The following is a 19270-nucleotide window of genomic DNA, read 5'->3' as shown; positions in this document are numbered from 1 at the left end:
CAAAATAGAAGAAGCTGCTACTGAAAAACAATGACAATAGCGCAATTTACCGGGCCAACCCGCATGTATATTCTGGCCTGCGGCTCGAAATCCATGAGAGGAGACATGCGAATGGCTGATGTTACGATCCTGACAGGCGATGTCCTGACCTTTGACGGTTCCCCCTTTGACGGGGATCCTACGGAATCGGTTCGCATGCATGAAGCTGTCGCGCTTGAGCATGGTCGCGTCGCGGCCGTGGGCACACGGGACGATCTGACCGCGCAATTCCCGCAGGCAGCACGCGTCGATCACCCCGGCAAGCTTATCATGGCGGGATTTGTCGATGCCCATGTGCATTATCCGCAAACCGCGATGATCGCCAGCTGGGGCAAACGGCTGATCGATTGGCTGAACAGCTACACGTTCCCCGAAGAAATGAAATTCGCATCGCCGGAATATGCGGCCGAGATCTCCAACCGGTATCTGGACCTGACTGCCGCGCATGGCACGACCACCATGTGCAGCTTTGCAACCATCCATCCCGAAAGCGTCGATGCGTTCTTTGAGGCCGCTCAGTCGCGCGGGCAGCGTGTGGTTGCAGGTAAAACCTGCATGGACCGCAACGCCCCCGAAGGGCTGCGTGACACCGCGCAAACGGGTTATGACCAGTCGGCGGCGCTGCTGCAGCGCTGGCACGGAGTGGACCGGATCTCGTATGCGATCACACCTCGTTTCTCTCCGACCTCGACCCCGGAGCAGCTTGAAGCAATGGGCGCGCTCTGGTCCGAGAATCCGGGCTGCCTGATGCAAACCCACCTGAGTGAGCAGACAGACGAGATCGAATGGGTCAAGGGGTTGTTCCCCGATGCCCGGGACTATCTGGATACTTACGAACAGTTCGGGCTTCTGGGTGCCGGCGGTCTTTATGGCCATGCGATTCATCTTGAGCCGCGCGAACGGGACCGGCTGCGCGAAGTCGATGCCTCGCTCGTGCATTGCCCAACCTCCAATACTTTCATCGGCTCCGGCCTGTTCGATATGGCCGGCCTGATGGCCGAAGGACAGCGTATTGGTCTGGCAACCGATACCGGCGGCGGATCCAGTTTCTCGATGCTGCGCACTATGGCGGCGGCCTATGAGATCGGCCAGTTGCGCGGTGTTCCGTTGCATTCGGCACAGCTGTTGTGGTTGGCCACCCTGGGATCAGCTCGGTCGCTGCGAATGGACGACAAGATCGGCAACATCGCACCGGGCATGGAAGCCGACCTCGTGGTTCTCGATCTGGCCTCGACCCCGGCTATTGCCCAGCGATCCGCAGTTGCCAAAGACCTGTGGGAAGCCGTGTTCCCGACCATCATGATGGGTGACGACCGCGCCGTAACCGAAGTCTGGATCGCAGGTCGGCAAGTCTCGTTCTGAAACCATTCAGCGATCTGCCGCGCCCGGCACCCTGCCCCGCAGATAGCGCCTCGGGATCCCCTGACGCTGCATAGGGAGAGCGGAAATCTCTCGCTCTCCGCCGTTGATTAACGGCGCTTTAACCAAGCTGCCCGACAGTTCGGGAAGGAAGTTTGCAAAGCGTCTTGAAAGGCGGAAACGGTGCAGGGAACCATTTTGATCCTAGATGCGGTGGCGACCAACCGGATCATGCTGAAAGTTCAGCTGTCCGCGGCGTGGTATCACGTGGTCCAAAGCGACAGTCTTGATGGTATCCTGCCGCTGGTGCGGCGCTGCCGGCCGGATCTCATCGTCACAAGCTTCGCTCTGCCCGACGGCGATGCGACAGATCTTAGACGGCTGTTGATGCAGGACGAGGCAAGCGCCGGCGTTCCGATCATAGCCATTACGCCACAAAACGACCGGGCCACGCGGCTTCGCGCACTGGAGGCCGGCGTCGATGACGTGCTCAGCCAACCGCTGGACGATACCATCCTGCAGGCCCGGATCCGCAGCCTGATCCGGGTCCGTTCCGGGGTCGAGGATCTGAGCCACCGAAACAGCGGCGGATTTTCCGGGTTTTCCGAATCTCCGTCGGAATTCGTCGCGCCGGTCACATTCCCGATGCCACCCGCGCGGGTCGCTCTGGTGACGCGTTCCGCCGCCACCGGCGCTGTATGGCGGGCGCGGTTGCGCTCCCGGTTGCCGCATGACCTGTTGACCCTTCAGACTGGCGACATTCAACCGCTGATGAGCGAACCCGTCCCCGATGCCATCGTCATCGAACTGCCTGACCGGCGCGATGACGCTGCATTGCGGTTGATTGCAGATCTACGGGCGCGCAGCGCAACGAGGCATTCAGCGGTGATCGCGGTGCCCAACCCGGCAGACCCTTATCTGGCGGCCGACGCTCTTGACCGCGGCGCCCATGACGTGATGACCCGTAACTTCTGCGTCGATGAGCTGGCGCTTCGACTGACAGCACAGCTCAGACAAAAGGCAAAAACCGATCACCTTCGGGATCAGGTCCGTGACGATCTGCGCGCATCGCATCTTGATCCGATGACCGGATTGCACAACCGCCGCTTTGCATTGCCACAACTTTCTCGCATCGCGCGCAAAACCGCAGAACAAGGTGAAGGCCTTGCCGTGATGCTGGTCGATCTCGATCACTTCAAGCGCATCAACGACCGGTTCGGGCATCCTGCCGGCGACGCCGTGCTGACCGAAGCCGCCCACAGGCTTCGCGCCGGCCTTGGCCCAGCCGACATGATCGCCCGCGTCGGAGGCGAGGAGTTCATGATCGTCATGCCCGGAGCGACACGGGATAGCGCACGTGCGGCCGCCCATGCGCTCTGCCGCTGCATCAACGGGACGCCGTTCCGGATCACAGGTCAGTTGGACCCGGTACCCGTCACCACCAGCATTGGCGTTGTCGTGACCCACCCGCCATGCTGCGGCAAAGCTCAGGAAGATGCCGTATCAAGGCTGGTTTCTCAGGCTGACCGGGCGCTCTATCGCGCCAAGAGCGCCGGTCGCAATCAAGTCACGCTGGATCGTAGCGCGGCCTGACAGCAGCCCCAAAAGCAGCATTATAAAATTCTCAGTTGTCGCGCCGGTGTTTCCACTTTCGCGCCAATGCTTGCTCTAGCCGAGCGGCATATGCGACCCGTTCCTCGGCGGTCATGGCAGCGACACGCTCTATCCAGATCTCCTGCAACTCGAGGAACCCCCGCTGCCGGGCGGCGGATTGCGCGCGCGCCGTCTCGCGCAGGGCTTCGGCATCGAACGAATCCTGACGCAACATTTCGATCACCGCTTTAACCTGCGTGCCGCTTCGTCCAGAGTGTTTTCTATGCGTGGACCGGGCCTCTTCCCACAAAGCCGCGCGATGGTCGTCGGGCAATTCGCGAAACAGGAAAGTACTTGCGCTGCGCGGCGGCGGCCTGAAGCCATGCGGTCCGCCCAGTCGCAGCATCGCACCGACGGCAAGGCCGATCACCGCCAGATTCAGGGCAAGCGAAACCCCGAGCAGAATCCGCAGCCACAGCCGCATACGCGGCGGTTTTGCACCCGATACATCCTGCATCAGCTCCCCTCCCCAAGGAATCCGGTCAACTCTGTCCCGAAATAAAGCTCTTCGACTTCGCTTTGCGCCAGAACCATATCAACCGGATCCGGCACGAAAGCCGGCGGTGCAAGACCAACCCAGAGCCCTGCTGCACCAGCCGTCGCCAACCCGCCCATCGCCGGCCAGCCCCCCAGAGCCGCAGCCAGTTGCTGCAGGGGCGACAGCTGGTTGTCTTGTCCTCTACCCTTGCCCCCTGACCGGTCGAACAGCTCGGCCTGAACCGTAGCAGCATCTGCAAGAATTCTTGCCTGCAGTCCCGACGGCAGTGGTTCCGTTTCCTGCCGGGCAGCGGCCAGGACCGCGTCGAGTTCCGTTTCGTTCATGTGTCGCTCACCCATCGGCATATCCCAATTCCTCGCGCCGCCCCGCCAGATTGGCGGCGAGCGCCCGTTTCCCACGCGCGGTCAGACTTTCCACGGCCTCTACGCTTATTTCCATGATCCCGGCAATTTCGGGGTTGGACAGTTCCTCGATGTGCCGCAGGACCACGGCCTGCCGCTGGCGATCCGGCAACTGCATCAGAGCCACCTGCAAGGCATCCAGCCGTGCTGTGTCCTGCAGCCTCTCAGGTGCGGACCGGGCAGGATCTTCAGGTTCCGCTACAGTATCGATCCCAACCGTCCGCGCGCGACGCCTCAGATCGAGACAGTGGTTCAGAACCACGCGATATAGCCAAGTCGATACCCGCGCCCGTCCCGGTTGCCAGTCAGGGGCCATCCGCCACAAGCGCATCATCGCTTCCTGCACCACATCCTCCGCCTCAGCCCGGTTTCCCAGAACCCGGTAGGCGACCGAATGAGCCCGAGGGGCCAGCCGCGCGGTCAGATCCCGCGCGGCGTTGTCGTCACCATTGGCAAACAGCACCAGCAACGCGTCCTCGTCCGGTTGACTGCCATCAGGCGTCATTCCCACCCTCCGACCGGAGATGCCAAAAAGACCGAGCCGGCAATTCGTGCCGCATCAGTTCTGATCCGCGCTCCCGTGACCGTGGCGCATCTTGCGGCCATGCTTTCGCATATCGGCCCGCGCCTCTTCGAATTCCTCTTTCGAGATACCGCCGTTTCCATCCTTGTCAAAGCGTTCGAACATTTTCGCACCTCGCTTGGGCCTGGGCATTTCTTCCAGAGTCACCGCGCCGTCACCATCAGCATCGAGTCGCTTGAACTTCTCGCCGGCCCGATCGCTCGCCCGTTTCGCTGCGGCGGCCTGCATTTCCGCAAGTGTCAGCTTTCCGTCCCCGTCTGTATCAGCCGTGTCGAACCGTGCCTTGGCCCGGGCCTCTATCTCGGATTTGGTGACTTCACCATTGCCGTCCGCATCAAGCTCTTCAAAGCTCATCCGCTTGCCCTGCATGCCCGCCCCTTTGCCGGGACCAAAGGCCCATGCTGCACCACCGGTTGTCGCGATCGTCACGGCCAACAGCCCGGCAACAAGATCTGCTCGTTTCATCGGATATCCTTCCTTGGCATTCGTTCATCACACAACGGCCACCTGCCGCTGTCTTCATGCCTTTCAAACGGAGCGCGGACGAACTTCCGTCGAAAAAAAACCGAAACCCGGGGGGCGCCAAAAAAGAGGACCAGTCTAAGGCGCGATTTGCGACATGCCGCCGCAATGCGGACCTGTCCCCTTTGATCAAACGTGGTTTGCCCCCAGATTGCCAGACTTAGGAACCAAGGTGATGCGATGACCGATCAGACCCTGCCCCAGCCTCCGATTCCCGGGGCTTCTGCCGCGACCAGGATGAATGACCATGGCGACGACCGTCCGGTATGGCCTTCGCTGGCCCGCGGTTGGCGCCGCAAGTGTCCGAACTGCGGTTCGGGCCCGATGCTCAAGAACTATCTGAAGGTCAATGACACGTGCAGTGTGTGTCGCGAAGAGCTGCACCATCATCGCGCTGATGACGGACCTGCCTATCTGACCATCCTGATCGTCGGACACCTGATGGCGCCTTTGCTGCACGTGACTTTTGTTGCATGGCGGCCCGAGCCACTGACGCTGTTCACCATCTTTGCGGTTGGCTGTGCCGGCCTGTCGCTTTACCTTCTGCCCAGATTGAAGGGAATGGTCGTCGCCTATCAGTGGTCGCGCCGAATGCACGGGTTCGACAAACCGGACTGACCCTTCCGCACTATAGCAGGGAACCCGGTCACGAACATGAGCACGGACATGAGCACCAACACCGGCACCGGTGAACCCGCAATCGACAAGACTGCGATTCGCAACGCCGCAACAGTTATCGTACTGCGCGACCGCGATGACGATCCCGCGATCCTGATGGGGCAGCGCGGGGCCAATGCAGCCTTCATGCCCAACAAATTCGTGTTTCCCGGCGGTGCTGTCGATGCCGAAGACGCGGATGTGCCGTTAGGTTCTTTGATGACGGATCTGTGCCGGCAGCGTCTGCGCGAGGATACCGCAGCAGACATCAGCCACTCTCTTGCCGTGGCTGCCGTGCGCGAACTGTGGGAGGAAACCGGGCTGATCCTCGGCACCCCGGGCGAGTGGCAGGCCGCACCGCCGCCCGACTGGGCTACTTTTGCCACCTCGGGCCATCTGCCCGCTGCCAGAGGTTTGCAGTTCGTATTTCGGGCCATTACCCCGCCGGGGCGTCCGCGCCGTTTCGATGCGCGTTTCTTTCTGGTCGACGCCTCTCATATCTGCGGCGATCTCGATGATTTCACCCACGCCTGCGAAGAGCTCTCGCACCTGCAGTGGATTCCCCTGCGCGAAGCCCGCGGATTCGACCTGCCCTTCATCACCGAAGTTGTTCTGGCTGAGGTCGAAGGACGGGTTCGCGACCCCTCGCCGCCCCAATCGGTTCCGTTCTTCAAGAACAATGACGAGGCCAGCCTGTTCCTGCGTCTGCGCGGAATGGAAATGCCGGAAAACGACTGAGCCGCTGACTGCCGCGTCTCAGATCGCCAGCACAAGCGCCAGTATCGAGACCGCCAGCAGACCCATCCCCGCGATCTCGCGGGCAGTAACCCGTTCCCTGAAGAACAGGACCGAGGCCAGCAGGCTCAGAATCAGTTCAACCTGCCCCAACGCTTTGACATAGGCCGCATTCTGCAGGGTAAAGGCGAGAAACCAGCAGAACGACCCGCCCATTGAGGTCAAACCGACCCAGACGGACACTCGGCGCGAGGCCCAGACCTTGGCCAGCTGCGGGCGGTCCTTCCAGAACAGCCAGACCGCCATGAACACTGTCTGGAGCGACACGACAGCTGCCAGCGTGACCGCCGCGCGAAACACCGGCTCGACCTCCGCCAGTTGCAGGGATGCCCCACGGTAACTGACTGCGGAAAAGGCAAACAACACACCGGACCCGAGCCCGAGCTGGGCCGCCCGATTGGTCAGGTGTTTCCACCACGGGCCCTCGCTTTGCGGGGTCTTCGACAAAACCAGAACCGCGGCCAGACCGATCAGGATTGCACACCAGCCCGCCGCGCTGATCCGGTCACCCAGAACGACAAGTCCGACGATCGCGGTCTGGATCACTTCGGTTTTCTTGAAGGTGATGCCCACCGCGAAATTGCGTTGCTTGAACAAGGCTACGACGCAAACTGTCGCAAGGATCTGAGCGGTTCCCCCGATCGCGGCAAAGGCCCAGAACGCCCCCGGCAGGCTTGGCAGGCTTCGGCCGGAAACCATCAGGTAGACGGCCAGCGCGCCCAGAATCAGAGGAGCGGAATAGACAAAACGCGAAAAGGTCGCCCCGGCCGGAGAAAGGGTGCTGCTGCTCAGCACTTTCTGCAACATGAAGCGCACCGTCTGGAACGACGCGGCGGCGACGGTGACCGGGATCCACAAACTTACGATAGCCATGGCCCCTTATGGCGCTGTTTCAATGTCTGGGCCAGAGCGGATGCGGCACCGGATCCTTGGCCTGCAACAGGTAGCGACGAAAGACTTCGGCATAGGAGCGATAGACGTAGCCTTCGTTGCATGCCAGATACCGGTCGCGTTCCTGCCGATACAACGACGGAAGGCGATACCATGGCGCGCCGGGGTTCTGATGATGAACAACGTGCAGGTTGTTGTTGAGAAACAGAAAAGCCAGAATGCCCCGATCCTCGACAATGGCGGTCCGGCCCTGTGCATTCGCGTGCGCCCGGTGCTCGAGAAAGGTTCGGATCTTGACCAGCCCGAGCCCCAGATAGGCCGAGATCAAATAGGCCCAGATCGGCATTCCGGACAGGGAAACAATCCAGAGAACCGCGACAACACCGGGGATGTGGAGTGCCCAGGCCAACAGAACGTTCCGATCACCGCGAACGGCCAGACGAAACTCATTGATAGAGAAACTCAGTTGCCCGATCAGCGGCCCCAGTAGAATTCGCCCCAGAAGCGTGTTGTTGGCCGCACAAACCCGACGCTTCCACCCCGGAAGCGCATTCCAGACCGCGGGATCGAGATAGTTCGATTCCGGGTCGTCATAGGGATCGGTCAATGTCTCGTCGCGGTGGTGCGCCAGATGCATGTCGCGGAACCGGTTATAGGGAATGAACAACGTCAGCGGCAGCGCCATCAGGGCTTCGTTCAGCCACTTTTTCCGGAACGGATGACCGTGCAACGCCTCATGGGTCAGGGAGGAATGCAGGGCCGCAACCAACGCCATCATCGGGATCGCCACACCGACCGACCAGCTGGCGACACCAAAGGCAACCGCAAGCCAGGTGCCATAGCAAAAGAGGATCAGTGCAAACGTCCCCCATTCGGGCGGCATCGATTGTTGCGGTTTCCGGATCCGAGCGTCAGACATGACGCCCCCACCGGATCCCCGACCAGATGCGCTCATAGACGACGTAAAGCGTCAGCCCGATCAGCGTGTTGACCACGGCCAGCGTTCCCCCAAGTGCTGCTGAACCGGTGGCGATCAGCCCAACCAGCGTCATCACGCACAAGCCCATCATGTTCCAGATGACAGCCTTGACCAGCGATCTGCATCGCGTCTCCATTCCGTCTCCATTCCCAAGTTTTTCAGTCTTTTCTCCAGCGTTACTCGAGCGGGGAGATGTCTGGAATTCTGAATATGATTAACATCACTCACCAAATGTGATAATTTTCACCACATGTCGGAAAAAATTGACAAACGATTGAGGGCCGCACAATTCCGAAGCCGCCTAGCGCGCGCAATGGAACAAAGCCGCACCAGTCAGAGCAAACTGGCCCGCGAAGCCGGCGTCGACCGGTCAACCATTTCGCAGTTGTTGACCGACGAGGGGGCCCGGCTACCGAACGCGCATGTCGTCGGTGCCTGCGCCGCGGTTCTTGGGGTGTCGGCGGATTGGCTTCTGAGCCTGTCAGAGCGTCCAGAAAGCGCTGCTGAACTGCTGGCGGGATCTCTTTCGATGACCGAGGCAGCCCGTGCATTGGTGGATGAGCGGATCTTTGAATGGCACAAGGAGGCTGCCGGCTACAAGATCCGCCATGTTCCAGCCGCCCTGCCGGACATGCTCAAGACACGGGCATTGCTGGAATGGGAATATGCCCCGCATCTTGGGCGCACGGCAGATCAGGCGATTGGTGCTTCTGAGGATCGGCTGACGTGGATGCGCGGCGGGCAGTCGGATTACGAGATCGCGCTGCCTCTGTTCGAGATTGAGAGCTTTGCATCCGGATCCGGGTATTATGCGGGCCTTCCCCTGAAAACCCGGCTTGACCAATTAGATCATTTCATCGCGCTCAGCGATCAGCTGTATCCGCGGCTTCGGGTTTACCTGTTTGACGCCAAGCGCCTGTATTCCGCCCCGATCACGTTATTCGGCCCGTTGCTGTGTGTCCTTTATGTAGGCAGCCACTATCTGGCGTTTCGGGACATCAACCGCATCGAAGTGTTTGCAAGTCATTTCGACCAGCTTGTGCGCGAGGCGGATTTCACCGCGCGCGACTTTCCCGCCTATCTGAAACAGCTGCGCCGCTCGTTGTCGGGAGCGCAAACAACCGACTGAGCCGGTCGCAGGTGTCGGCAAAGGCCGGCAGCAGCTAGAGTTTCGGGTCCGGGTTCACCGTATGGCCATCCACTGCGATGACCTGCCCTGACACCAGCCGCGCAGCGTCCGACGCAAGGAATACCGCCATGTTGGCAATGTCCCGGCCTTCGACGAAGCGCCCCATTGATGTGCCGGATGCATACCCGTCTCGCACCTGTTCGCGGGTCATACCCTTGGCGGCGGCCTCGCGATCCAGAACGCCGGTCATACGCGGTCCCTCGACGGAACCCGGGCAGATCACGTTGCATCGAATGTTGTAAGGGCCCAGTTCCATGGCGAGAGTCTTGCCGAGCCCGACCATTCCCCATTTCGCCGCCGCATAGGGTGCCCGGTTCGGATACCCGTGCTGGCCGGCTGTTGATGACGTGATCAGGATGCACCCATTGCCCTGCCGTTTCAGCATCGGCGCGGCATGTTTCGCGCAAAGAAATGCGCCTTCGAGATTGACCGCCAGACAGGCGCGCCAGTCGACCAGCAAAACATTTTCAACTGATGCCGTGGGGCCAGCTATCCCGGCATTTGCGCAGAGCGTATCAAGCCCACCCCATTCGCGACTAATATCTTCAAACAGAGACTCGACATCATTTTCATCGGCAACATCGATCCGCGACCGCTGCCAGCCCTCGGGACAGGTCTCCAGTGCGGATTGGTCCATGTCTGCGATCCATACCCGCGCGCCCGTTGCCGCAAAGGCCTCGGCCATCGCCCTGCCGACGCCTGACGCACCAGCAGTAATCAGAACCCGCTGGTTCATCCCGGCTTGCGGATCGCGTTGCCCGCCCCTTCGGGATAGGGCAAACCCGCCTGTGCCTCGGTGATGCGGGCCATGTTCACCTCGATGGCCTCGGACGGTGCGCAAGGTCGGCGGCTTTCAAGACTGACATGCAGCAGGAAGTGCTCTCCCGTGGCCAACAGGCGCTCGCCCTCATACATGCTGTGAAAGACATGCAGTTTCTTGCCCTGCCCCAGCAACATCTGAGTCCGGACTTCGATCCTTGCCCCGGCATGGGCTTCGTCCAGATGCCGGACATGGGTTTCGGCGGTGAAATAGCTGCCGCCCGAGGCGATATAGTCGGAATCACAACCGATGATGGCCATGAAACGGTCCGTCGCGTTGGCAAAAGCCTCCATGTATTTGTGTTCGGTCATGTGGCCATTGTAGTCGGTCCAATCGAGCGGCACCGCGCGGGCCTGGGTCAGGATCGGTTGCGACAAGTCTGCCTCGTCCAGAGTGGGCAGCAGGCCCGGTCTGCGCCGGGCGTCATGGGTGTTGAGCACCGTGCCCGCACCCCAGTTCTGATACTTTAGCCCCCGCATGATCGAGACAAGGTTGTTGTCCCGGATCCGCTCCAGCTCTCGGATCGAGTGTTGACCCGATTGCGCGTCGGACTGGTTCGCGATCATGTCCACCAGATCATCCGTAAAGTCAGGCACGTCCATCAGCTTGGTCCACGGCCATTTCAGAGCCGGACCAAACTGGGCCATGAAATGTCGCATCCCGGCCTCGCCACCGGCGACCCGATAGGTTTCGAACAGGCCCATCTGAGCCCATCTGATGCCGAATCCCATGCGGATTGCTTCGTCGATCTCTTCGGTGGTGGCCACACCGTCCTTGACCAGCCAGAGCGCCTCGCGCCAGACAGCTTCGAGAAAGCGGTCCGCGATATGGGCGTCGATTTCCTTTTTGACGTGCAACGGATAAAACCCGAGCGATATGAGGATGTCTTGCGCCCGCGATACGAAGGCGGCGGTGTTTTCCCCGCTCGGCACCACTTCGATGAGCGGCAGCAGGTAAACCGGATTGAACGGGTGTGTCACAACGATCTGGCCGGGGCGCAAAGCGCCCTGCTGCAACTCAGATGGTTTGAAGCCCGAGGTTGAGGACCCAATCACCGCATCCGGATCACAAGCGTCCTGCAACTCTTTGTAAACGCTTTGTTTCAGATTGAGACGTTCCGGCACGCTCTCCTGTATCCAGCTGGCGCCCACAACGGCCTCTGCGAGCGTATCGTGAAAGCTCAACTGCCCTTCATCCGGCAGCGGCACATCGCTGAGACCGGGCAGCGACCGCCGCGCATTGTCCAGCACTTCGATTATTTTGCGTTCGGCATCCGAATCGGGGTCAAACACCCGAACATCCCATCCGTTCAGCAGAAACCGCGCCGCCCAGCCGCCACCGATTACGCCGCCGCCGATGATTGTCGCCGTAGTCACCCTGCAATCCTCCTGTCTCGCGACCTCAGCGCAATGGCTGTGTCACTTCAATCAGCTTGTCTGTGTCATACCCGTTCGATCTTAGAACGGCCTCGGCCCGGTCTCGATCGGCTTGGGAAATCTGTGGTGAACGGGCCAGAATCCACCCGGTGGTGCCTTTTGGCGCCCCGACCACCGCCAGTGAGTAATCCGGATCCACATAAAGCACCCAGTAATCCCCTCGGGCGAATGGCAGCCACGGCACGAAGGTCACTGAAAGCTGCCCCGGTGCCTTAACCGTGGCACGCCCTTCGGCCGCCTTGACCGGACCGTCCAGCGTGCCTTGTCGGCAGGTGTTGACCACCGAGACCTTGCCGTCCTCGCGCATGCCATAGTCTGCGGTCACTCCAACACAATTCTTTTCGAACCTGTTGGGAAAGCGCGCAATTTCGAACCAACGGCCAAGATAACGGCTCAGATCGAGGGATTCGACGGATACCATCGGGACCGACCTGTCGCGATAAAGCTCGGCCGCCGCCGGGAAGGCCAGCAACATGCCAAACAGTGTTGCCGCCAGCCCTGCCCTGCTCATGACGCGGGGGCCCTTTTGACCAGACCGAGCTTTGCTCGCACCTCCGCGGGCCCGATCACCCGGGCGCCCATGTTCTCGATGATGGTTCCGGCCCGTTCGACAAGCTGCCAGTTCTCGGCCAGCTGGCCTTTGCCCAGCCACAGATTGTCCTCAAGGCCGACGCGCACATTGCCGCCCGCCAGCACCGCAGCTGCGACATAGGCCATCTGGTTGCGCCCCAGCGAGAACGCCGAAAACGTCCAGTCGTCGGGCACGTTGTTAACCATCGCCATAAAGGTATTGAGGTCATCCGGCGCGCCCCACGGTACGCCCATACACAACTGCACCAGCGCGTTCGGTTCCAGCACCCCGTCTGCGACAAGCTGCTTGGCGTACCACAAATGGCCCGTGTCAAAAGCTTCGATCTCGGGCTTGACGCCCAGATCGGTCATCATCTGCCCCATCGCGGTCAGCATGCCCGGCGTATTGGTCATCACGTAATCGGCCTCGGCAAAGTTCATCGTGCCGCAATCCAGTGTGCAGATCTCGGGAAGACACTCGGCAACATGCGCGACCCGTTCCGAGGCGCCGATCATATCGGTCCCCGCAACCGGCGGCATCGGCGTTTCGACCCCGCCAAAAACCATATCGCCGCCCATACCGGCAGTCAGATTGAGAACGAGATCAACCTCGGCATCCCGGATCCGTTCGGTCACTTCGCGGTAAAGCGCCAGATCGCGCGAGGGCGTTCCGGTTTCGGGATCGCGCACATGGCAGTGGACCACCGCCGCCCCGGCCTTGGCGGCGGCAATCGCGCTGTCGGCGATCTGTTTCGGCGAGCGCGGCACGTGGGGGCTGCGGTCTTGTGTGCTGCCCGAGCCGGTCACGGCACAGGTGATGAAAACCTCGCGGTTCATGGTCAGAGGCATCGTGATCCTACCCTCACAGTTGAACCGGGGTAATTTCCACCGGGATATCCCCCGGTTTTTCCCCAGATTCCGGTTTGTGTTCACTCAAAGAGTGGCGCAGCCTTCTCTGCGAAACTTGACCAGAAGCGAATCGAATTTGACAAAATCCGCAAAAAACATTCTGCAACCGGAGCACAGACCGCTGAAGACAGCTATTCTGGTGCTGGACGACTGCAATACCCTGAGCTTTGCCGCAGTTGTTGATCCGATGCGGGCGGCCAACCGGCTTGCGGACCGGCACGCCTTTGACTGGGAATATGTCACGCCGACAACGGCGCCCTCGATGCTGACCAGCGGGCTCAGCGTGCCGGGCACACCGCTAGCGCGGCTGGAGCGCTGCGATCTGCTGATCGTGGTGGCTGGCTTTCAGCTGGCGCGACAGGCGACGCCGTCATTGCTGGCCGGCTTGCGGCGGATCGCCGGAACGGGAGCAGCCCTTGCCGGGATCGACGGTGGGCCGTGGCTACTGGCCGAGGCCGGCCTGCTCGATGGCCATGCCGCGACCACGCACTGGGAAGATCTCGAGAACTTTGCCACCCGATTTCCGGAGGTCGATGTGCAACCCGACCGGTTCGTTCTGTCCGGATCCCGCCTGACCAGCGGCGGGGCCACCCCGGCGATCGAGATGATGCTGCAGATCATCTCGGCACGGCATGGCAGCGGTTTTGCAGCCCGGGTCGCGGGGCTGTTTCTCTATGACGGACCGACGGCCCCGGCCCGCCCGCAAAGCAGGTTGGGCGATCACCGGCACAGCGCACTTACCGCACGTGCAAACGCCCTGATGGAGGCCGCTCTGGACGAACCCATCCCGCTTGCGGATCTCGCGGCCAGTCTCGGCACCAGCCCGCGGACCCTTCAGCAGCAATTCCGACTGCGGCTGAACACGACCCCGCAGGATCACTACCTGCACCTGCGGCTGGCCGAGGCTCGTCGGCTGGTGACCGATACGGAAATGGCGCTTCAGGATATCGCTGCCGCCACTGGTTTCACATCACAGTCAAGTTTCGCCCGAGCTTTCAGAACCGCTCACGGGCTGTCTGCGCGGGATCTGCGCCAGCAGCGTGCACCGGCCGCAGAGTAGCTCGAACGCTTGCAGGATGGCCGCTGATATGCAGGCGCCCGGCCCCTTGTGACCGGTTTGGTCAATATGGCATCTGGTAATAGTTTGTTGAGTTTCAATATGTTAGAAGGTTGCGTGTGTTCAGGTTGTGTCAATCGCACCGCCCTGTGATTTCATCAAGGCGGCCCTTAAAGCGTTCGCTCTCCTTGATAGCATCCAATTCAGCGCGGGTGATGAAGTCGCCATCCGGAACCAGGACAATCATGCGGGTTCCGCCGACACAGATTTCCTTGCTCTTCACCTTGTCCCTGTGAACCATCACCTCGAAGGTGAAATAGTCATCAGGGTCCGGTCCGTTGAAGTCCTTGTGGTTGTGTTTCATATCATCCTCCATTCCACAGAAGCATCCTACCAAACGACTGTAATTATTGAGAAATATTTCAATTTTTCCGAATATTTCTGCTGAGCCTGATACATTGAGCGCCAACAACTACGGGAATGAAGTCCATGGCGAACAGACGGGGCCTTTTAAATCGTATCGGGGGGATGTTTGGCGGGGGTGATAGTCTACGGAGCCAGCCAGCATCCTCCACGGTGGAGAAAGGAAGCATTCCAGCCTCCTGGCCGATGAACTGGTTTCAATACACGAAGTATTCGCCGCCCTATGTAAACACGCACAATGTCGCAATCGTCGAAGCCTGCGTGAGCATCAACAGCAAGGTCATCTCCAGCCTGCCAGTGCGTCACGTCAGGAAAGAAAAAGACGGCACCAAGGTCGAAATGACCAGCAACGCGCTGGACCTGCTGAACCGACCGAACACAGTTCAGACCCGAACGGAATTCATCTCCAACATCGTCCGCGCCATGCTCTATCGAGGCAATGGCTATGTCGCCTCAACTGGCGGTCCGACACCTCGCCGCGCTGAAGAGATATGGATGCTGGACCCGTCCATGACGACTGGTGAAATCCGCAATGGCGATATCTGGTATCAGACCAGCGGGCCGATTGTAGACCTCGCGGCTGACCCGAAGCTCCGGGAGCCTATGCCATCCAGGGAAGTCGCACACTTCCGGCTTCATCCTAACCCGTCCAACCCTGTCGTCGGCGTCACGCCGCTGGAGGCGGCATCGTCATCCATCATGGCCAACGCGGCTATCGTCCAGGGGTCAGGTTCGTTCTTCCAGAACCAGTCACGTCCCTCCGGTGTGCTGTCGACCGACATGGAGCTGAACGCCGAACAGATGAAGATGCTCCGTGAAGCCTGGAACGAACAGAGTAAGGACCTCGCATCCGGTGGCATCCCTATCCTCGGCATGGGCATTAAGTTTTCACCAATGGGAATTTCCGCACAGGATGCCGAACTGGTGTCCGCATGGAAGATGTCGACCTCGGACATATGCCGCGTGTTCAATACGCCGCCAATGATGGTCGGGGAACTGGAAAACAGCACGTTCAACAACGCGGAAACGCTGATGCGCTTCTGGCTGTCATCTGGTCTCAACTTCCTGATTGCATCGCTGGAAAGCACCTTCACCAAATTCTTCAATCTACCTGATGACCAATCAATTGAATTCGTCGTTGATGAACTTCTCCGGATGGACAGTAAGCAACGGATTGAAGGTCTGGCCAGGGGGGTTGTGAGCGGCATCTATTCTGTCAACGACGCCAGAAAGCGTGAAGGCCTGTCGCCTGTCGATGGCGGTGATAGTCCAATGGTCCAAAGCCAGATGAGGCCCGTCGACCAGGTCGACACGTTCGGCGATGAGCCTTCGCCAATCATCCCCAGTGATGAAATGACAGAGGACGAAATATCAGAAGCCTTGAATGATGGAGAAGCGGCATGAGTTTCGGTGTGATTGACAATCCTTTCAAGGTCGATGTCCCGGCCGATGGAGCCGTCACCAAAGCGGACCTGTTGATGCTGACCAAAGTCTTAGGGGAGCGATACGGGAAACGGATTGCCTCACTGGAAGATGACGTGAAGGACCTGACCGACAAGGTCGTCGAACTCCGTGAGGAGTTGGAAGACCGACTGGAAGAAAACGGCCAGTTGAAAGCGCAGGTCACTACCATCGAAAAGTCCCTCTCCGACGCCAACGACGCGATGAAGCTTATGACCAAGAAACCTGCCGCACGTAAGCGGACGGTGAAAAAGGAGACCGATACATGACCGGTGAAATCCAGTCCCCGCGGGTCCAGAAACAACTGGATGAAGCCATTGACCGAGCAAGGGCCGCCAAAGCATACGACAAGGCCGTTTCTCAGTTGGACGATGCTGTAGCCATCCAGTCAGAATTGCCAAACGTGATGGCGAAGATGGATGCTTTGGAAAAGCAACTGAAGCGTGACGTCGTTGTCCAGGCGCTTCCACCCGCTGAACCAAAGCGAAAAGGCACCGAACAGGTTTCATTGAAGTCACTTCGTATCCTGTCAGCCGCCGCTTTCGCCGGTATGAAAAAGCACGCTGAAGGTGAGCAGGAAGCCAAATCCATCAAGGAGCTGTTCGGCACCGGGAAGCACTATGCGCATGTGACCAGAACGGCGACGACTGTTGCCACGACAACGGCGGCGGGATGGGGTTCAGAACTTACTCAATCCATGACCATGGGGTTCGTTGATGACCTGGTCCAAACCTCGGTCGCCGCACAGCTTATGACCCGGACTGGACTGACACCGTTCGCAGGCAACAACAGCCTCACATGGCCGATGAGAGCCGACAGTGATAGCGGAAGCATGAAACCAGCATGGGTTGGAGAAGCGGCAACTATCCCTGTCGTTGAAGGGAACCTGTCATCCGTCACGCTATCCCGCCATAAGTTAGGCGCGATTGCTATGGCTACCAATGAACTCATCCGGACCAGTCAGCCGGGCGTGCTGGACATGATTGAACAGTTCATCAGGGACGATGCATCGTCCGGCCTCGATGACAGCATGTTCAACCCGGACAATGACCAAATCCTCGCGGTTCGGCCTGCCGCACTGACTGACGGAGCGAACAATCAAGGCTCCGCTGGCAACACACTGGCCAACGTGATTTCGGACCTGAAATGGCTCCGGAGCCAGATGTCAGCGGCCAATTCTATCGACACAGTGTTCTGTATGCATACCGACCGACTTATGGGTCTCCAGATGCTCCAGGGCGCGAATGAAGACTTCCCGCTCCGTGACGAAATAGAGCGCACAGGCGGCCTGTTCGGCGTCCCTATCCTGGCATCTCCTCACTTCCCGGCATTGAATGTTGTTGCCATTGATGCGGCCAGGGTTGTTGTCGCGATGGACCCGGTTGAAGTTGACACATCGTCGGCGGCAACGCTGGTGATGGCTGATGCACAAGGTGCGGCTCCGCGAATGTCATACGGCGACGCTGTGACTGATGACGATGATGCTGTAGCCGATGTCGCTGACGGTGCAATCCACGTGTCAGATGCGGCAACCACGTCACCAGCGACTATCGTCCGGTCAGCGCTCCAAACAGACAGCACAGCAATCCGACTGATTATGCCAGTCACATGGAAAATGTTGAAGCCAGCGGTCGCGTATCTGACAGGCGTCAGCTGGTAGGAGATAGATAGATGAACAACGTCACGCCAATCATTCAGCACCGAAACGCGCCGGAGCCAGTTTCGGTCGTCATGTCCCGCCAGATGTATGAGTGTGATGTGATTGTGAACGGGAAATCGTTCCATGTGAAATCCATAAACATTCATCGGGACATTGGCCTGCTGTTGAAGCGTGAAGGCGTTGAACCTGACCGGACAGCATTCACCAGGACAGCGACAGGGAAAGACTTTGGCGGCCAGGTCCGCGATTTCCTCAATGCCATAAACCATATTGATGAAGAGGCAGGGGCGGAGTTCCTGGAAGCCGCGTTGGGTGATGGCGTTTGATTGCCCGGAAAATTTCGACCCAGAAGACCCCAGAATTGAACTGTATAAGATGTTCGTAGAAGCCTACGGTCGTGAACCAACCAGGGTCGACCTACAGATGTTCGCCAACGCTGTAGCTTCCAAATTGAAAAGATTGAAATCCGCCTGACCGTTTCATCATCATTCTCTCATGGTCGGTCGGGTGTGATGAACCTCACAAGGTAGCAACAGCTTGGTGAGGTTCGCTTATGCGGCCTGTTGTGCGAAATAGTCGTTCACGAACGCTTCGTATCCATCATGGTTCAGGTTCATGTCTTTCGGGAATGTGCTAACCAGGACGTTGCCATCACGGTCGACCAATTTTGATAATGGGTTGACCCTGGTTCTAGCTCTTAACAGAGTTCGTCTTAAATGTTCGTCCGGAATAAAATGGCGTTCGTAATAATGGCTGTAAAAGTCTCTGGCCGGATCAAGTTCCAGTCCGGAGAAGGATACCAATCTGGATAAATGCTGTGCATCGAATGACTTAGGACGATTGACGAAGGCACTGACCAATCGCCTGCATGTCGATACTTCTCTTATGATAAGACCAGGTTGGAGAAGGATTATTCCGAACAGGTCTTTGGTGAGCAAGTTCAATGCGGATGCCCACATTTGTCGTTCACCACTGCTTGAAGAATTGTCGAAGAAATTTGAGGTCATTTGAGGGCAACCCATTGTTTACAATATCTTATTTGGTGATGCTGAGATAAACATGGAAAATTGCAGAAATCTGATTGGCTGTGGGCCTATGAAAGATGGCCTAGGAGATTGACAGAAACCTCAGACTAAAAAACAGGTGCCTGGAGGACCTCGGGTCTGGAAGCATTTCGTATGGGCTGAACAGCCCCCCAAGGAGCATAGGCCATACGCTGAGGTGTGTGCACCGTGCGATACGTGCGACGCCCAGGCGTAGGGGATAGTTATATGCGCAATTGTCTGAGCGGCGGTGCCAGACGGTCTATGTCATAGGGGTGACCGGAAAATTTGAGACCAGAAATTGAGAGCGTGCCGGTATGGCGT

The 19270-nt window shown here is 59.2% G+C and carries 22 protein-coding genes; 10 read left to right on the top strand and 12 right to left on the bottom strand.

Features of this window, described 5'->3' with window-relative positions; all coding sequences use genetic code 11:
* Nucleotides 1-111 precede the first annotated feature (111 nt).
* Both guaD and ACP15U_RS03075 read left to right on the top strand, forming a co-directional pair.
* A complete protein-coding gene (gene guaD, locus ACP15U_RS03080) occupies nucleotides 112-1401 on the top strand; it encodes a guanine deaminase (RefSeq protein ID WP_425043651.1) in 1290 nt (429 codons plus the stop codon).
* A gap of 180 nt (nucleotides 1402-1581) precedes the next feature.
* Nucleotides 1582-2991, top strand: a complete 1410-nt coding sequence (locus ACP15U_RS03075) for a diguanylate cyclase domain-containing protein (RefSeq protein WP_425043650.1) — start codon at nucleotides 1582-1584, stop codon at nucleotides 2989-2991.
* Between the two features lie 31 nt (nucleotides 2992-3022).
* Here ACP15U_RS03075 and ACP15U_RS03070 read toward each other — a convergent pair whose 3' ends face one another.
* From ACP15U_RS03070 to ACP15U_RS03055, 4 genes are read right to left on the bottom strand one after another with little or no spacing between them, the layout of a single operon-like run.
* The gene (locus ACP15U_RS03070; RefSeq protein WP_425043649.1) at nucleotides 3023-3508 is read right to left on the bottom strand and encodes a periplasmic heavy metal sensor; all 486 of its coding nucleotides are present in this window, start codon (nucleotides 3506-3508) and stop codon (nucleotides 3023-3025) included.
* Nucleotides 3508-3873 (bottom strand): hypothetical protein, encoded by a 366-nt coding sequence (locus ACP15U_RS03065; RefSeq protein WP_425043648.1) that lies wholly within the window; start codon nucleotides 3871-3873, stop codon nucleotides 3508-3510. Before ACP15U_RS03065 ends, ACP15U_RS03070 begins: the two co-directional genes overlap by 1 nt.
* A 7-nt stretch (nucleotides 3874-3880) precedes the next feature.
* A complete protein-coding gene (locus tag ACP15U_RS03060) occupies nucleotides 3881-4456 on the bottom strand; it encodes an RNA polymerase sigma factor (protein WP_425043647.1) in 576 nt (191 codons plus the stop codon).
* Nucleotides 4457-4510: 54 nt separating this feature from the next.
* A complete protein-coding gene (locus tag ACP15U_RS03055) occupies nucleotides 4511-4999 on the bottom strand; it encodes an EF-hand domain-containing protein (RefSeq protein ID WP_425043646.1) in 489 nt (162 codons plus the stop codon).
* A 294-nt stretch (nucleotides 5000-5293) separates the two neighbouring features.
* Between ACP15U_RS03055 and ACP15U_RS03050 the strand changes: the two genes are divergently transcribed.
* Nucleotides 5294-5674 carry a DUF983 domain-containing protein gene (locus tag ACP15U_RS03050; RefSeq protein ID WP_425043734.1) on the top strand — a complete coding sequence of 127 codons (381 nt, stop codon included), beginning with the start codon at nucleotides 5294-5296 and terminating at the stop codon, nucleotides 5672-5674.
* 48 nt (nucleotides 5675-5722) lie between these two features.
* Nucleotides 5723-6451 carry an NUDIX hydrolase gene (locus tag ACP15U_RS03045; RefSeq protein WP_425043645.1) on the top strand — a complete coding sequence of 243 codons (729 nt, stop codon included), beginning with the start codon at nucleotides 5723-5725 and terminating at the stop codon, nucleotides 6449-6451.
* Between the two features lie 18 nt (nucleotides 6452-6469).
* Here the strand turns inward: ACP15U_RS03045 and ACP15U_RS03040 are convergent, their stop codons facing one another.
* The 3 genes from ACP15U_RS03040 to ACP15U_RS03030 are packed head-to-tail and all read right to left on the bottom strand — an operon-like array spanning nucleotide 6470 to nucleotide 8514.
* Nucleotides 6470-7381: an EamA family transporter gene (locus ACP15U_RS03040; RefSeq protein ID WP_425043644.1), complete on the bottom strand. Its 912-nt coding sequence runs from the start codon at nucleotides 7379-7381 to the stop codon at nucleotides 6470-6472.
* 19 nt (nucleotides 7382-7400) lie between these two features.
* Nucleotides 7401-8318, bottom strand: a complete 918-nt coding sequence (locus ACP15U_RS03035) for a fatty acid desaturase (protein WP_425043643.1) — start codon at nucleotides 8316-8318, stop codon at nucleotides 7401-7403.
* Nucleotides 8311-8514, bottom strand: a complete 204-nt coding sequence (locus ACP15U_RS03030; RefSeq protein WP_425043642.1) for a DUF2061 domain-containing protein — start codon at nucleotides 8512-8514, stop codon at nucleotides 8311-8313. Before ACP15U_RS03030 ends, ACP15U_RS03035 begins: the two co-directional genes overlap by 8 nt.
* A gap of 114 nt (nucleotides 8515-8628) precedes the next feature.
* Here ACP15U_RS03030 and ACP15U_RS03025 point away from each other — a divergent pair, with 114 nt between their 5' ends.
* A complete protein-coding gene (locus tag ACP15U_RS03025; RefSeq protein WP_425043641.1) occupies nucleotides 8629-9507 on the top strand; it encodes a helix-turn-helix domain-containing protein in 879 nt (292 codons plus the stop codon).
* A 34-nt stretch (nucleotides 9508-9541) separates the two neighbouring features.
* On the opposite strand, the gene ACP15U_RS03020 is transcribed toward ACP15U_RS03025, so the two are convergent.
* Genes ACP15U_RS03020 through ACP15U_RS03005 form a run of 4 tightly spaced genes read right to left on the bottom strand, consistent with a single transcriptional unit; the run spans nucleotide 9542 to nucleotide 13242 of the window.
* Nucleotides 9542-10303: an SDR family oxidoreductase gene (locus ACP15U_RS03020; RefSeq protein WP_425043640.1), complete on the bottom strand. Its 762-nt coding sequence runs from the start codon at nucleotides 10301-10303 to the stop codon at nucleotides 9542-9544.
* A complete protein-coding gene (locus ACP15U_RS03015) occupies nucleotides 10300-11763 on the bottom strand; it encodes a carnitine 3-dehydrogenase (RefSeq protein ID WP_425043639.1) in 1464 nt (487 codons plus the stop codon). The genes ACP15U_RS03020 and ACP15U_RS03015 overlap by 4 nt, the downstream gene beginning before the upstream one ends.
* 25 nt (nucleotides 11764-11788) lie before the next feature.
* Entirely contained in the window at nucleotides 11789-12334 is a 546-nt protein-coding gene (locus tag ACP15U_RS03010; protein ID WP_425043638.1) for a lipocalin family protein, read from the bottom strand.
* Nucleotides 12331-13242 (bottom strand): 3-keto-5-aminohexanoate cleavage protein, encoded by a 912-nt coding sequence (locus ACP15U_RS03005; protein WP_425043637.1) that lies wholly within the window; start codon nucleotides 13240-13242, stop codon nucleotides 12331-12333. Before ACP15U_RS03005 ends, ACP15U_RS03010 begins: the two co-directional genes overlap by 4 nt.
* Nucleotides 13243-13378: 136 nt before the next feature.
* Here ACP15U_RS03005 and ACP15U_RS03000 point away from each other — a divergent pair, with 136 nt between their 5' ends.
* Complete coding sequence (locus ACP15U_RS03000) at nucleotides 13379-14362, top strand: GlxA family transcriptional regulator (protein ID WP_425043636.1); 984 nt, start codon at nucleotides 13379-13381, stop codon at nucleotides 14360-14362.
* A gap of 130 nt (nucleotides 14363-14492) precedes the next feature.
* On the opposite strand, the gene ACP15U_RS02995 is transcribed toward ACP15U_RS03000, so the two are convergent.
* Nucleotides 14493-14723, bottom strand: a complete 231-nt coding sequence (locus tag ACP15U_RS02995; RefSeq protein ID WP_425043635.1) for a hypothetical protein — start codon at nucleotides 14721-14723, stop codon at nucleotides 14493-14495.
* A 245-nt stretch (nucleotides 14724-14968) separates the two neighbouring features.
* Between ACP15U_RS02995 and ACP15U_RS02990 the strand changes: the two genes are divergently transcribed.
* The 4 genes from ACP15U_RS02990 to ACP15U_RS02975 are packed head-to-tail and all read left to right on the top strand — an operon-like array spanning nucleotide 14969 to nucleotide 18229.
* Nucleotides 14969-16186 (top strand): phage portal protein, encoded by a 1218-nt coding sequence (locus ACP15U_RS02990; protein ID WP_425043634.1) that lies wholly within the window; start codon nucleotides 14969-14971, stop codon nucleotides 16184-16186.
* Nucleotides 16183-16512 (top strand): hypothetical protein, encoded by a 330-nt coding sequence (locus ACP15U_RS02985; protein WP_425043633.1) that lies wholly within the window; start codon nucleotides 16183-16185, stop codon nucleotides 16510-16512. Before ACP15U_RS02990 ends, ACP15U_RS02985 begins: the two co-directional genes overlap by 4 nt.
* Nucleotides 16509-17903: a phage major capsid protein gene (locus ACP15U_RS02980; protein WP_425043632.1), complete on the top strand. Its 1395-nt coding sequence runs from the start codon at nucleotides 16509-16511 to the stop codon at nucleotides 17901-17903. Before ACP15U_RS02985 ends, ACP15U_RS02980 begins: the two co-directional genes overlap by 4 nt.
* Nucleotides 17904-17914: 11 nt before the next feature.
* Nucleotides 17915-18229 carry a hypothetical protein gene (locus tag ACP15U_RS02975; protein ID WP_425043631.1) on the top strand — a complete coding sequence of 105 codons (315 nt, stop codon included), beginning with the start codon at nucleotides 17915-17917 and terminating at the stop codon, nucleotides 18227-18229.
* Nucleotides 18230-19270: the final 1041 nt, after the last annotated feature.

The sequence above is a fragment of the Primorskyibacter sp. S87 genome (assembly GCF_049801055.1).
GTDB lineage: Bacteria > Pseudomonadota > Alphaproteobacteria > Rhodobacterales > Rhodobacteraceae > JBNAGF01.
The sequence above is the reverse complement of the archived record's forward strand: the minus strand, read 5'-3'. Positions and strand labels throughout refer to the sequence as shown.

Bases quoted from the DNA above. Each gene is read 5' to 3' on its own strand.
- guaD (WP_425043651.1), top strand. From the start codon at position 112: ATGGCTGATGTTACGATCCTGACAGGCGATGTCCTGACCTTTGACGGT.
- ACP15U_RS03070 (WP_425043649.1), bottom strand. From the start codon at position 3,508: ATGCAGGATGTATCGGGTGCAAAACCGCCGCGTATGCGGCTGTGGCTG.
- ACP15U_RS03065 (WP_425043648.1), bottom strand. From the start codon at position 3,873: ATGAACGAAACGGAACTCGACGCGGTCCTGGCCGCTGCCCGGCAGGAA.
- ACP15U_RS03060 (WP_425043647.1), bottom strand. From the start codon at position 4,456: ATGACGCCTGATGGCAGTCAACCGGACGAGGACGCGTTGCTGGTGCTG.
- ACP15U_RS03055 (WP_425043646.1), bottom strand. From the start codon at position 4,999: ATGAAACGAGCAGATCTTGTTGCCGGGCTGTTGGCCGTGACGATCGCG.
- ACP15U_RS03050 (WP_425043734.1), top strand. From the start codon at position 5,294: ATGAATGACCATGGCGACGACCGTCCGGTATGGCCTTCGCTGGCCCGC.
- ACP15U_RS03045 (WP_425043645.1), top strand. From the start codon at position 5,723: ATGAGCACCAACACCGGCACCGGTGAACCCGCAATCGACAAGACTGCG.
- ACP15U_RS03040 (WP_425043644.1), bottom strand. From the start codon at position 7,381: ATGGCTATCGTAAGTTTGTGGATCCCGGTCACCGTCGCCGCCGCGTCG.
- ACP15U_RS03035 (WP_425043643.1), bottom strand. From the start codon at position 8,318: ATGTCTGACGCTCGGATCCGGAAACCGCAACAATCGATGCCGCCCGAA.
- ACP15U_RS03030 (WP_425043642.1), bottom strand. From the start codon at position 8,514: ATGGAGACGCGATGCAGATCGCTGGTCAAGGCTGTCATCTGGAACATG.
- ACP15U_RS03025 (WP_425043641.1), top strand. From the start codon at position 8,629: ATGTCGGAAAAAATTGACAAACGATTGAGGGCCGCACAATTCCGAAGC.
- ACP15U_RS03020 (WP_425043640.1), bottom strand. From the start codon at position 10,303: ATGAACCAGCGGGTTCTGATTACTGCTGGTGCGTCAGGCGTCGGCAGG.
- ACP15U_RS03010 (WP_425043638.1), bottom strand. From the start codon at position 12,334: ATGAGCAGGGCAGGGCTGGCGGCAACACTGTTTGGCATGTTGCTGGCC.
- ACP15U_RS03005 (WP_425043637.1), bottom strand. From the start codon at position 13,242: ATGCCTCTGACCATGAACCGCGAGGTTTTCATCACCTGTGCCGTGACC.
- ACP15U_RS02995 (WP_425043635.1), bottom strand. From the start codon at position 14,723: ATGAAACACAACCACAAGGACTTCAACGGACCGGACCCTGATGACTAT.
- ACP15U_RS02990 (WP_425043634.1), top strand. From the start codon at position 14,969: ATGAACTGGTTTCAATACACGAAGTATTCGCCGCCCTATGTAAACACG.
- ACP15U_RS02985 (WP_425043633.1), top strand. From the start codon at position 16,183: ATGAGTTTCGGTGTGATTGACAATCCTTTCAAGGTCGATGTCCCGGCC.
- ACP15U_RS02980 (WP_425043632.1), top strand. From the start codon at position 16,509: ATGACCGGTGAAATCCAGTCCCCGCGGGTCCAGAAACAACTGGATGAA.
- ACP15U_RS02975 (WP_425043631.1), top strand. From the start codon at position 17,915: ATGAACAACGTCACGCCAATCATTCAGCACCGAAACGCGCCGGAGCCA.